Origin of the sequence: Streptomyces sp. 6N223 (genome assembly GCF_052246635.1) — a bacterium.
Classification (GTDB): Bacteria; Actinomycetota; Actinomycetes; order Streptomycetales; family Streptomycetaceae; genus Streptomyces.
Window position 1 is genome coordinate 1 of sequence record NZ_JBQQCA010000038.1, and the last position, 12,289, is coordinate 12,289.

Genomic DNA, 12,289 nt, shown 5'->3' on the forward strand with positions numbered 1-12,289 from the left:
CGCGTACGAGGTGCAGGCCGGCGCCTCCAGCCGCGACATCCGCTGCTCGGAGACGGTGACGGTGGACGGCGACCCCATCCCGCCCCGCCCGGTGATGAGTGCCGGGCTGGCGGCTGCCGACTTCGACCAATCCCACAACATCGAACTCGTCGACCACACCAAAACCGCCGGCGACTCAACGACACCCGCGAACCACGACACGCCAGGCGAACTCATCTTCCACTCCTGCGACCTCGGCACCCACGGACCCGGCACCGTGGCCATCACCGCCTCCGCCATCCCCACCCACACCCCCGCCGAAATCGAACTCCACGCACCCGGCACCACCCTCCACGCCACCATCCCCATCCCCGACACCGGCGACCCCTACACCTACACCACCATCCGCCAGACACTCACCCACACCCCCACCGGCATCCACGACCTGCACATCACCCTCCACGGCAACATCCGCCTACACCGGATCGAGTTCGCGGCGCCATCGGCTGAGTGACGCCGGTTCGCCGTCGAAGTGCTTCGACTGCGTGACGAGTTCCCGGCGGGCACGCAGGTCACCCAAGGGGGGTGATGATGTCGGCCACCTCCTCCGGCATGGAGAGGAAGGGCGAGTGGGAGGCGTCGAGCGCGACGACGGAGGTCGGGTTGTCCGGGAAGGCTGTGTCGGCCTCGGCGATGAACTTCGCCTGGAGGGCCGGCCCGATCGCCATGTCCCTGGCGCAGGTGAGGTACGTGCGCCGAACGGATCCCCAGCCGCTCTCGGTGAGGGTGGTGGTGCCGCGCATAATGCCAACAGGACCGTCGGGCGTCAGCAGGCCGGTGGCGGCGTCGGCGAGGACCGGGTCCACGTCGCCGTAGAACGCCTCGTACAGCCGCTGCCGGTAGTCCGCGTCGTCCGTGGCGAAGTCCAGCCGCAGCGCGCCTATCTGGGCCGGGTCGCCCTGCAGCAACGGCGCGACCTGGTCGCCGACGGCCTCGGGCATCCGCGTGTATGCCGCCGCCGGCACGTCGGATGCCGGCATGTACGCAGTGAGGTACACCGCGTGCGCGACCAGTTCGGGCGTTTGCTGGGCGACTCGCGTCAGTACGGGGCCTGCCGCGCTGTGGGCGACCACCGTAACCGGCTCACCACCGCCGATCCGCTTGATCTGCGACGTCAGCAACTCGGCCGCATCGTCGAGACTCACGTCCGCCACGGGTGAAACCTCCGTGCTGACTGCCTCGGGGTTGTACGGCTGCGTGGTGAACCACTGAGGACGGCGGGCGTACAGGCCGTGCCCCGCCATGTCCACCGCAACGGCCGGGCGGCCGGCGGCTACCACGTGGGGGATGACTTCGCTCCAGCACCAGGAGCCGTGCCAGAAACCGTGAACCAATACCAGCGTGGAGGTGGTGGAGGTGGCCATGAATACTCCTGGTGACAACTGTCCAAAGGCTCCGGGGGATTGAGTGATCGGTGGGCGTGGGGTGCCCTTCCGATTCCGTGCCTGCCCCGTATCTTCCCCCGCGCCGGTGGCGGCGGGTGCTCGCGCCCGCGGGAGGTACGTGGGCTGCTGTCTGCGGCACGCCTGACGTCGGCAGCCCTCCAGGCGCGGGGCCGGGGACCGGTCCCGGCCGGTTGCTGGGAGGCTGCGAGGAATAAAACGCCCGGCCGACGTCGCCGCCCGCTCAGTCCCGTGTGCCGCCGCCTCACCCCCGGCCGGGTCGGGACGGCTGAATGATCGGCCGGGTCAGGCGGCGCACCGGCGGTGACGCGAGCGAAGCGGCCAGCAGCGTGGCGAGGCCCAGCAGCGTGGCCTGCTCGGGCCAGGGCCCGACCCACTCGACGCCGTACCCCGCGTGCGCCAGCAGACGCAGCGCCAACGGGTGCAGCAGGTAGATGTACATGCCGCCCGCGCCGAGGTACGTCACGAGCGGCAGGCGGCGGCGCGGCACCAGGCGGACGAAGCTGAGCGCCAAGGCCATGCCCGCAACGAGGACGGCTGCCCGGATCGCCCACTCCGACGGTGTCTCGTACGGGACGCGCATCTCCAACCAGGCCTACCGCACCTCGTCGCGCAGCGGCCACGCGGCGGCGAAGGCGGCGCCCAGCACGGCCACGGCGGCGTACCGGCTCCACTGGGCCCGCAGCGCGTCGGCGAACAGCCCCTCGCGCAGCCGCCAGCCCAGCAGGAAGAACGGCAGGAAGCAGAGTGTCCGGGACAGTTCGAGGGTGCCACCGAGGTCGGCGGAGAGGAAGCCGGCGGCCAGGGCCGCGACGACCGACGCGGCGCGAGCAGCCCGCGCAGCCGCGGCGCGGTGATCTCCTGCCCGCGGAAGGCGACACGCGGCAACAGCGTCAGCTCGATGGTCACGCGTGCACACTAGCCAAGGGGGTGGGTGGCGCCGCGGCGTCCTCACAGCCGATGACCAGCGCGGCCGGCCCGCCGTCGACCGGGGCGGGGACAGCACGGCGACTGTCGCCGTCCCGCCGCCCGCCCCGGCGTTCGGGCCCACGCCCTACAGGGTGCGCTCCAGCCGCTCCGCGAGGAGCCTGGTGAAGCGGGCCGGATCGCCGGGCTGGCTGCCCTCGGCCAGGAGCGCCATGCCGTAGAGGAGTTCGGCCATGGCCGCGACGTCCGGGTCGGCGGCGCGGTCGGCGTGGGCCCGGCGCAGGCCCTCGATGAGCGGGTGGCCGGGGTTGAGTTCGAGGATGCGCTTGTTCTCGGGCACCTCCTGGCCCATGGCGCGGTACATGTTCCGCAGGGCGGGCGTCATGTCCCCCGCGTCCGAGACGACGCAGGCCGGCGAGACGGTGAGGCGGGAGGACAGCCGCACCTCCTTCACCTCCTCGCCGAGCCGCGTGGTCATCCACGTCAGCAACTCGGCGTACTCCTGCCGGCGCTGCTCCCGCTCGGCCTTCCCCTGCTCCTTCTCCTCTCCCGTCTCCACCTCGGCCTCACCCGTGGCGATGGATCGCAGCGCCCTGCCCTGGTACTCGGGGATCGCCCCCACCCACAGCTCGTCGATGGGATCGGTGAGGATCAGCACCTCGAGCCCCTTGTCCCGGAAGGCTTCCATGTGCGGCGAGCTCTCGACGGCGGCCCGGGACTCGCCCGTCATGTAGAGGATGTGCTCCTGCCCGTCCTTCATGCGCTCGACGTACTCGGGGAGCGTGGCCGCCTCCTCCGCGTCGCGGGTGGTGGCGAACGAGGCGACCGCGAGGATGGCGTCGCGGTTGTCGTGGTCGTTGAGCAGCCCCTCCTTGACGACCGGCCCGAACTCCCGCCAGAACGTCGCGTACGCGTCGGGCCGGCCGGCCTTCATCTCCCGGAGGGTGGACAGCACCTTCTTCGTCAGCCGGCGGCGCATCAGCTCGATCTGGCGGTCCTGCTGCAGGATTTCCCGCGAGACGTTGAGCGACAGGTCCTGGGCGTCGACGACGCCCCTGACGAAGCGCAGGTATTCGGGGATCAGCGCCTCGCAGTCCTCCATGATCAGGACCCGCTTCACATACAGCTGGACGCCGCGCCGGGTGCCGCGCGCGAAGATGTCCTGCGGGGCGCGGGAGGGGAAGAAGAGCAGCGCCTGGTACTCGAAGGTGCCCTCCGCGCGCACCTGGATGATCTCCAGCGGGTCGGCCCAGTCGTGGCTGATGTGCTTGTACAGCGTGTGGTACTCGTCGTCGGACACCTCGTCCCGGGACCGCGCCCACAGCGCCTTGCGGGAGTTCAGGGTCTCCGGCTCGGGCCGCTGGTCGCCCGCGCCGTCGTCGCCCTCGGCGGCCGGCTGGGCGTCCATCCTGATGGGCCACGTGATGAAGTCCGAGTACCGCTTGACGATCTCCCTGATCTTCCAGGGGGAGGTGTAGTCGAACATCTGGTTCTCGGTGTCCACCGGCTTGAGCCGCAGGGTGACCGACGTGCCCTGGGGCGCCTCGTCGACGGTCTCGATGGTGTACGTGCCCTCGCCGGTGGATGTCCAGCGCGTGCCCTTGCCCTCGCCCGCGCGCCGGGTCAGCAGCGTCACCTCGTCGGCCACCATGAAGCTCGCGTAGAAGCCGACGCCGAACTGCCCGATGAGCTCCTCCGCCGCCGGGCCGCTGGCCTCCTTGAGCCGCTGGAGAAACTCGGCGGTTCCGGACTTCGCGATGGTGCCGATGAGCCGCACGACCTCCTCGCGCGACATCCCGACGCCGTTGTCGCGCACCGTGAGGGTGCGGGCGTCCTTGTCGGCTTCGATGCTGACGTGCAGGTCGGACACGTCGGCGCCCAACGTGTCGTCACGCAACGCCTCGATCCGGAGCTTGTCCAACGCGTCGGAGGCGTTGGAGACGAGCTCCCGCAGAAAAACGTCCTTGTTCGAGTAGATCGAGTGAATCATCATCTGCAGAAGCTGGCGCGCTTCCACCTGAAACTCGAACGTCTCGGTCGGCATGGTCGTGGCTTCCCTCGTCTGTCACCTGGTGACGGGAGCGAAACGGTGCCGTCGAGAGGCAGGCTCCCGTGCGGTGTTGCTGCTGATCATCGTATGCGGATCCCGCGTCGCCGTGACGGGTGCCCCTCGGCTTCCACGACGCGGGCGACGGGCTCGGCCGTGAAGGCAGCGGCCGCTCAGCCAGGCGGTGCGGAACGCCGACCGGGGCCGGGGCGCAGGTTGCCCTCGACCGTGGCCAGCCAGGCCCCGAAGGTCTCGGGCCGCTCGGCGGCCAGCGGCCGGAGGATGTCCACGGCCTCGCCGAAGGCGGCGCGGGCCTCCGGCAGACGGTCCATGCCGCTCAGGCCGACGCCGAGGCTGTTCAGCGAGGCGGCCAGGTCCGCCGCGTAGCGCCCCGGGTCGGCCCGGGCGAGGCGGCGCCGGATGGCGACGGACTCGTGGTCGGCCGCGCAGGCGTCCTCGTGACGTCCCAGGGCGGTCAGGCAGGAACCGAGGACCGAGAGGGACCTGGCGAGTTGCGGCTGGTCCTGGAGCGTCCGGCCGATGTCCACGGCCTCCTGGGCCGCCGCCCCGGCCTCGTCGTGGCGCCCGCGCGCGCGGAGCCGCATGGCCTGGTTGGTCAGGGCGGTGGCCAGCCGCGGCCGGGAGGCGCCGGGGTCGGTGCGCGCGAGGCGGCGGAAGAGAGCGACGGCCTCGCCGAGCGTGGCGAGGGCCGCCTCCGGGTCGGCGTCCTCCTGCGAGGCGGCGAGGCCGTTCAACGCCATGGCCAGGTGCGGCAGGAGCGTGGGGCGGCGATCGGACAGGGCGCGCAGGTGGTCCACGGATTCCCGGGCCGCGTCGAGCGCCTCGGCCGCCCGCCCCGTCCTCAGCAGCCAGCGGGACAGCCCGGTCAGCGTCGTGGCGAGGCGCGGCAGGTGGCGTTCGCCCTCGGCGGCCAGCAGGGCGCGGTAGTGGGTGGCGGCCCCCCCGGCCGCCGTGGCGGCCTCCGGATAGTGCCGCAGCGCGCCCCGGTGCCGGGCGAGGCTGCCCAGCGCCCCGGCCAGCACCCAAAGCTGCGCGGTCCCGCCGCGCTCCACCACCTGCCGTGCCACGTCCACCGCCTCGGCCGCCGTCCGTTCCGCGTCCGTGGCACGGCCCAGGGCGCCCAGGCGGCCGGCGAGGGTGCTCAGGGCGACGGCGAGGCCCGGCATGTGGGCCGGCGCGCCGGTCCCGGCGAGGGCGCGGTAGTGGGTGACCGCCTCCGCCGCGGCGGCGTGGGCCTCCTCGTGCCGGCCGGCGTCCTTGCACAGCGAGGAGAGCGTGTTCAGCGTGCGGGCCAGGTCGGCACGCTGGCTCGGCATCCCGCCGTGAGCGGCGACCTCGCGGCGGACGGCGACGGACTCCCGGGCCATGGCCGCCGCGTCCGCGGTGCGGCCCAGGTCGCCGAGGCGCGCGGCGAGCGCGTGCAGGGCGCCTCCCAGCTCGGCCAGGTAGGTCCCGGGGTTGGTCTCGGCGAGGGCGCGCAGGTGGCCCACAGCCTCGGCCGCCGCGTCGGCGGCCTGTTCGTCACGTCCCAGGGCCCCGTGCCGGACGGAGAGCATGACCAGCGACCGCGCGTACTCGGCTGCCCGGAGCTCGGCCTCCGGCCCTGCCGCTCCCCCTGCCGCTCCTCGCCCGAGCTCGCCGAGCAGACGGCGGCGCAGGGCCGTCACCTCGGTGGCGGCGTCCGCTGCCTCCTGATGGCGCCCGAGGTTGCTCAGGTGCTGCGACCTGGTGGTCAGCACGCGCGTGAAGTCGGCGAGATACCGCTCGGCGTCGCGCTGGACCAGCTCGCGGTAGAGCGCCTCGGACTCCGCGACCGCCGTCAGGGCCTCCTCGTAACGGCCCAGGCCGCCGTAGGCGTTGGCGAGGGTGTTCAGGGACGCGGCCAGGTTGGACTGGTGGTGCTCCGTGGCGTCGGACGCGACCAGCCGCCGGCGGATGGCGACGGCCTCCCGCGCCGCCTCCAGCGCCTCCGGCCGCTGCCCCGCCTCGGCCTGCCGGATCGCCAGCGTGCCCAGGGACATCGAACGCCGGTCCCGGCCGGGCGGATCGGTGGCGGGCGGGGCCACGGACCGTTCGGCGGCGATCAGCGCCAGGCGGCGCACCGTGCCGTGCCCTAACGGCAGCTCGTGAGCCAGCCGGTCGAGGGGCAGGGGAGTGCCGTCGGCCCGGGCCAGCGCCTCCAGGGGCCGGATGAACGGGCCGTTGTGGGTCAGCGAGGACTGCAACGCCGCCTCCCACGCGTCGGGCCGCGCGGAGAGCATCCCCGCCGCGATGCGCTCGGCCGTCTCGGCGTCCCGCTGCCAGGCGCGCGTGAGGGTCAGGCAGGAGTTGCGCAGCTCGGCGGCGTCGGCACCGCGCAGGCAGGCGTCGCGCAGCCCTTCGTCCGCGCCGAGCAGGCGCAGCACCAGGTGTTCGGCGAGGAGGTCGGGCTGGAGGAAGAGCGCGCCCTCCGGATCGGGCGTCGGAACCAGGCCCGTGATGATCGCGGCGACCCGGGCGCGACGGACCGGCGTCCCGGAGAGGGCGGGCACGCCGCCGAGGACCTCCGGGACGCGGCCCGGCGCCGGGGCCAGGAAGCTGACGCAGGCGGCGGACGCCTCGATGACGGCGGGTTCGAGCCGCTGGTGGAACCGGCCCCGGAAGGCGCGCCGCCAGTAGCGCAGCTCGTGGCTGAGGATCTTCTCGTACAGCGCGGCGGGCGTGCGGGGCGGTTCCGCGCCGCCGTGGCGGGCGGTGAGCCAGGCGAGCATGACCAGGTCGAGCGTTCCCCACCCGTCGTCGTCGCCACCTGTGCCGCCCGCGCCGCCCGCGCGCCGGGGCGGGCCGGGCGCGGGGCCGGGCGCCGGGCGGGGCGGCGGTTCCGGCGAGAACGCCGCGAGTGCGGCGTTGTAGACGTCGAGGGGCCGGGGAGGACGGGGCGTCAGCTCCGTCGGCGGATGGCGCAGTTCGGCCCGGCCGATGCGTTCCTCCGCGATGTCCTCCTCCCACCAGGCGCCCGCGGTGCGCGCGGTGAGCAGCACGCACGTCGGAGCCGTCCGCTCCAGCAGGACGTCGAGCAGGGCGGTGATCTCCTCGGTGCGGCGGTCGTCGGCATAGTCCACGACGACGAGGAGCGGCGAGACCACGCGGGCCAGCCACTCGACGGCCTCCGGGGCGGTGTTCCGCTCCAGGAACCCGGCGTACCAGCCGCTCTCGCCCAGCCGGGTGGCCAGCTCGGCGGCCAGCCGGGTCTTGCCCGCGCCGCCGGGCCCGTACAGCAGGGCGACCCGCGTCGGCGGACGCGGGCGTGGGCGCGGCTGTGGCCGGGGCTGTGGCTCGCGTTCCAGGAACCAGGCGTGAAGTCTCTCCAGCTCGCCCCGCCGCTGGAAGGGCACGATCCCGTACCGCGCCCAGATCTGCCGCAGCGGGCCCTCGTCGTCGGGCGCGTGCTCGGGCCGCAGGTAAGGCTCCCTGAGCACCGGGCGGGTGGGCCAGCCGGGGACGGGGTGCGTGGCGGGCGGGGCCGGGGAGGAGTGGGCGAGCCCGATGTCGACGCCGACCTCCCAGGGCAGGCGGCGCAGCAGCCGTGCCCCCTCCGCGACGGCTGCCGCCCAGCCGCCCGCCCCGGTCGCGTAGCCGACGGCCGCCCGGGCCACGTCCACCGCGATGAAGTCCCCCAGCTCCTCGGGGCCCTCGGCGAGCCCGGCCAGCACGGCGGCGGGCGCCGTGTGATGGACGACGTCCCGGAGCGGGTGCCCGGCCTCCCCCTCGCCCAGCGTGTCGAGCCAGACGATGACGACGGCGTGCGCGTCGCCACCAGGGACGGCAGGGCCGAGAACGGCCACCAGGGGCCACAGGCCGGCGTCCAGACAGCCGCCGGCGTAGGCGACGGCGAGGTCCAGGCAGGTGCCGTGGCCGGGGCGCAGCAGCACCTCGTCGGGGAGTCTGATGTCCTGCTGTCCGGGCCGGCTGTCCAGCGAGGCGTGGGCGTACCGGATGCCGCGCTCCGCGAACGCCTCGAAGAGCCGCCGCGCCCGCTCCTCGGCCGGCTCGGGCGACGGCGCGGGCACGCCGTCCAGCAGCCTGCTCACGACGCCGCGCTGCGCGTACCTGGCCAGGTCGGCCGGGGCCGACTCCCGGTGCCAGCGGGGCCATCGGTGGGGGCTCATGGCTCGGCGGGTGCTGCGGGTGCTGCGGGCTCTGCGCGCCCTGCGGGCTCGGCGTCGGCGTCCGGCGGCACGACGCCCAGCACGGTGCGGGCCGTGACCCGCCCCGCCGCCGGTACGCGCACCGCCTGGACGGTCAGCTCGTAGCGGCCCGGGGGGAGCGGCGGCAGCATGGACGTCCACGAGCCGTTCCCGGCGTCGGACCAGTCCGTCACGCGCCGGCGAGGGGGCGGGGACGCGGGCGCGGGGTCCGCCAGCGGTGCCGAGCGCACCTCGGCGTGGAGCCGGGTGCCGGCCTCGGGCTCCGCGCCGAGCAGCCGGACCCGCAGCCGATGCGGTGTCCCGGCCAGGAGCACGTCCTCCAGGTCGATGCCCAGCCAGGGCCCCTGCGGCGTTTCGCCATGCACCTGAGCCAGGGAGGGGCTGGTGTGCATCGCGAGGATCCGCACCGCCTCGGGTGCGGAGCCGAGCATCAGGTGCTTGCCGGGGACCGCGCGCCAGGCGGTGCGCTGCCCGTCCAGCTCGATGGGGATCGCGGAGATCGCCGGAACGGTACCGTCGCCCGCCCAGCCGGGGTTGGGCAGCCAGGGCGGGTCGGCGTCCTCGACGCGCAGCTCGCCCTCGGCCGTCACCACGGCGAGGTGCGGGGTGCCGTGGCCGCGGGAGAACACGGCGGTGAGGGCGGGCAGCGGCGCCGGAGCTCCCGGTGTCCACGCCTGCCGGATCTCCTCGTGGAGCGCGAACGCGTCCCTGGCGCGGGCGGCGAAGCCGGGCACCCGCGCGGTGAGCGCGGCGTCGAGCTCGTGCGGGTAACGCGGCCGCGCGCCGTTGTCGCCCGTGCTGCCGTCGCCCGTGCCGCCGTCGCCGTCCGCACGCACCATCCGGTACCGGGGGAGCAGGTCGTACACCGACTGCCAGCCGCGGAGCACCTCCGTCGCCCGGCCGAACAGCCGGCTGCCGCCCAGTACGCCGTTGACCAGCCAGTCCAGCGCCTTCGGCGCGCCGCGGTGCGGCGTGCCGAGCGTGATCAGCGCGGCGCAGCGGCTCGCCCCGCCGAGGGGGCCGAGCCAGTAGCGGGCGACCAGCCCGCCCATCGAGTGGCCGATCACGATGACGCGGGCGGACTTCTCGCGTTCGGTGCCGCACGTGGCGGACAGATGGTCCTCGACGGCGGCGCGCAGCCGGTGGGCCGCCGCCCGGACGCCCACGCGGAAGTCGTAGGGGAAGAGCAGCACGTCCGCGTGCGCGTCCGGCGCGCCGCCCGCCGGGCTCGCCGTGGCGACCCGGGCGTGGAAGGTCTTCACCAGCCGCCTGACGAGCCCGGCGTAGCCGGGCAGCGCCAGCGGCCCCGCGAAGCCGATGCGGGGCACCAGCGCGAGGGGGGTCAGGGCGGGATGGTCGGCGACGCTGAGCCGCCGCGGGCTGAGCAGCGCGGCGGCGGCGACGTCCCAGGCGCCCGCGTCCCACACGGTGCGCGAGCGCGGGAGCGCGTCGCCGGGGCGGGCGAGGACGCTGCCCCCGATGCCCGGCAGGACCACGACGAGGTGGCGGAGGCGTTCCATGCCCGTAAGAACTGGCCCCGGGCCGCCGCGGTTCCGTCCGTCCTACCGCCTGTTGCTCGTGACTCCTCCCGTGGCTCGTCGCCTACGGTCCGCCTGGCCCTCCAGGGCTCCATCGAGGGCCGAGAAGAGAGAACTCGACGAACTCGACGAACTCGACGAACTCGATCAAGGAGGACAATCCGTGAGGCACCCCGTCTTCATCGGTATCGCGCGCCGGAGACGCGGGCGGCTGTTCCTGGCCGTCGCCGTCCTCGTCGCGGGCATGGCGTCGCTGGTCGTCCCGGCGACGACCGCGCAGGCCGAGAGCGGCGAGATCGCTGTTCCCGCCGATGCCGTCACCGCGAGCACGCATGATGGCAATGTGCCGGGGAACGTCGTGGACGGCGACCTCGGCACCCGGTGGTCGGGCGAGGGCGACGGCGCCTGGCTGGAGCTCGATCTCGGGGCGACCACGACGGTCAGCCAGGTCAGGCTCGCCGTGCACAAGGGCACCACACGTCAGAACGTCTTCGAGCTTCAGTACTGGGACGGGACGAGCTGGGTCACCGTCCATGACGGGGAGAGCAGCGGTACGACGGCGGATCTTGAGGCGTTCGAGTTCGAGCCCGTTCAGACGTCGCGGATCCGGTATCTGGGGCATGGCTACGAGGGGGAGGGCGAGGGCGACTGGAACAGCCTCACCGAGGTCGAGGTCTGGGGGAGTGGCGACGGCGACGGCGACGGCGGCTCCGATCCGGGGCAACCGGGGCCCGGCCGCGTCGTCGACGTCTCGGATTCGGACGAGCTGGAGAGCGCGTTCGCCGCGGCGCGGGCCGGGGACCGGATCGTGCTCGCCGACGGCGAGTACACGATCGGCTCCATGACCGGCAGGAACGGGACCGCGGACGAGCCCATCACCGTTGTCGCGGCCCGTCGCGGCGGGGCGGTGATCAACGATGGGCAGCTGGAGGTCGAGGACTCCTCGTACGTCACCTTCGAGGGCCTGACATGGACGAACAGTGACACGTTGAAGATCACCAGCTCGCACCACGTGCGCCTGACGCGCAACCACTTCCGGCTCACCGAGGAGGAGTCGCTGAAGTGGGTCCTCATCGGCGGGGCGAACAGCCACCACAACCGGATCGATCACAATCTGTTCGAGGAGAAGCACCAGCTGGGGAACTTCATCACCATCGACGGATCGGAGACCGAGCAGTCCCAGCACGATCGCATCGACCACAACCACTTCCGCGACATCGGCCCCCGCGCGGAGAACGAGATGGAGGCGATCCGGGTCGGCTGGAGTGAGATCTCCGAGTCGAGCGGGTTCACCGTCGTCGAGTCGAACCTCTTCGAGAACTGCGACGGTGACCCGGAGATCGTCTCCGTGAAAAGCAACGACAACATCGTCCGCTACAACACCTTCCGCGCCTCCCAGGGCACCCTGACATACCGGCACGGGAACCGCGGCGAGATCTACGGCAACTTCTTCCTCGGCGAGGGGAAGCCGGGAACCGGCGGCATCCGGATCTACGGCCAGGACCACACGATCTACAACAACTACTTCGAGGGCCTGACCGGCACCGGATACGACGCGGCGCTGCAACTCGACGGGGGCGACGTGGACACCTCGGGCGCGCTCAGCTCGCACTGGCGTGTCTACCGGGCGACCGTGGTGAACAACACCTTCGTGAACAACGTGTCGAACATCGAGATCGGCGCCAACTACGACCTCGCACCGGTCGACTCCGTCATCGCCGACAACGTGGTCGTCGGCGGCGAAGGAAAGCTGTTCAACGAGCTGATGACGCCGGTGGACCTGACGTACAGCGGGAATATCGCGTGGCCGACCGAGTCGGCGACCGTCGGCGTCACCCAGCCCTCCTCCGCCATCATGGAGGTCGATCCCCTGCTGGCCCGGGACGGCGAGGGGTCCGTGTACCGCATCGGCGCGGACAGCCCGGCGATCGACGCCGGCACCGGCGGCCACGCCTTCGTCACCGACGACATGGACGGCCAGGCCCGTGCCGGTGCCGCCGACGTCGGAGCGGACGAGCACTCGTCGGCCGCGGCCACCCGGGGACCGCTCAGCGCGAGCGAGGTCGGCCCGGAGGCGTAACGCGCCCGCCCCGGCGAGCTGAGGTGGGCCCGGTGGCCTTGAGGGCC

Annotated in this window: 8 protein-coding genes; 2 read left to right on the top strand and 6 right to left on the bottom strand. The window is 73.4% G+C overall.

Annotated elements, in window-relative coordinates; genetic code table 11:
• Positions 1–493 (top strand): carbohydrate-binding protein (locus ACTWQH_RS22060; RefSeq protein WP_443288408.1); only part of this gene is annotated, 493 nt, incomplete at its 5' end.
• Between the two features lie 58 nt (positions 494–551).
• Here the strand turns inward: ACTWQH_RS22060 and ACTWQH_RS22065 are convergent.
• From ACTWQH_RS22065 to ACTWQH_RS22090, 6 genes are all read right to left on the bottom strand, one after another.
• Positions 552–1,403 carry an alpha/beta fold hydrolase gene (locus ACTWQH_RS22065; RefSeq protein ID WP_443288409.1) on the bottom strand — a complete coding sequence of 284 codons (852 nt, stop codon included), beginning with the start codon at positions 1,401–1,403 and terminating at the stop codon, positions 552–554.
• Between the two features lie 283 nt (positions 1,404–1,686).
• Entirely contained in the window at positions 1,687–2,031 is a 345-nt protein-coding gene (locus ACTWQH_RS22070) for a hypothetical protein (RefSeq protein ID WP_443288459.1), read from the bottom strand.
• A gap of 6 nt (positions 2,032–2,037) precedes the next feature.
• Positions 2,038–2,361: a hypothetical protein gene (locus ACTWQH_RS22075; RefSeq protein ID WP_443288460.1), complete on the bottom strand. Its 324-nt coding sequence runs from the start codon at positions 2,359–2,361 to the stop codon at positions 2,038–2,040.
• A gap of 135 nt (positions 2,362–2,496) precedes the next feature.
• Positions 2,497–4,413 (bottom strand): molecular chaperone HtpG, encoded by a 1,917-nt coding sequence (gene htpG, locus ACTWQH_RS22080; protein WP_443288410.1) that lies wholly within the window; start codon positions 4,411–4,413, stop codon positions 2,497–2,499.
• 176 nt (positions 4,414–4,589) lie between these two features.
• Positions 4,590–8,585, bottom strand: a complete 3,996-nt coding sequence (locus ACTWQH_RS22085; RefSeq protein WP_443288411.1) for a tetratricopeptide repeat protein — start codon at positions 8,583–8,585, stop codon at positions 4,590–4,592.
• Positions 8,582–10,144, bottom strand: coding sequence for an esterase/lipase family protein (locus ACTWQH_RS22090; protein ID WP_443288413.1), 1,563 nt, complete (start codon positions 10,142–10,144; stop codon positions 8,582–8,584). Before ACTWQH_RS22090 ends, ACTWQH_RS22085 begins: the two co-directional genes overlap by 4 nt.
• A 181-nt stretch (positions 10,145–10,325) precedes the next feature.
• Here ACTWQH_RS22090 and ACTWQH_RS22095 point away from each other — a divergent pair, with 181 nt between their 5' ends.
• Entirely contained in the window at positions 10,326–12,242 is a 1,917-nt protein-coding gene (locus ACTWQH_RS22095) for a chondroitinase-B domain-containing protein (RefSeq protein ID WP_443288414.1), read from the top strand.
• The last annotated feature ends 47 nt before the right edge of the window (positions 12,243–12,289 follow it).

Coding starts and splice junctions, on each gene's coding strand:
- ACTWQH_RS22065 (WP_443288409.1), bottom strand. CDS start 1,403: ATGGCCACCTCCACCACCTCCACGCTGGTATTGGTTCACGGTTTCTGG.
- htpG (WP_443288410.1), bottom strand. CDS start 4,413: ATGCCGACCGAGACGTTCGAGTTTCAGGTGGAAGCGCGCCAGCTTCTG.
- ACTWQH_RS22085 (WP_443288411.1), bottom strand. CDS start 8,585: ATGAGCCCCCACCGATGGCCCCGCTGGCACCGGGAGTCGGCCCCGGCC.
- ACTWQH_RS22090 (WP_443288413.1), bottom strand. CDS start 10,144: ATGGAACGCCTCCGCCACCTCGTCGTGGTCCTGCCGGGCATCGGGGGC.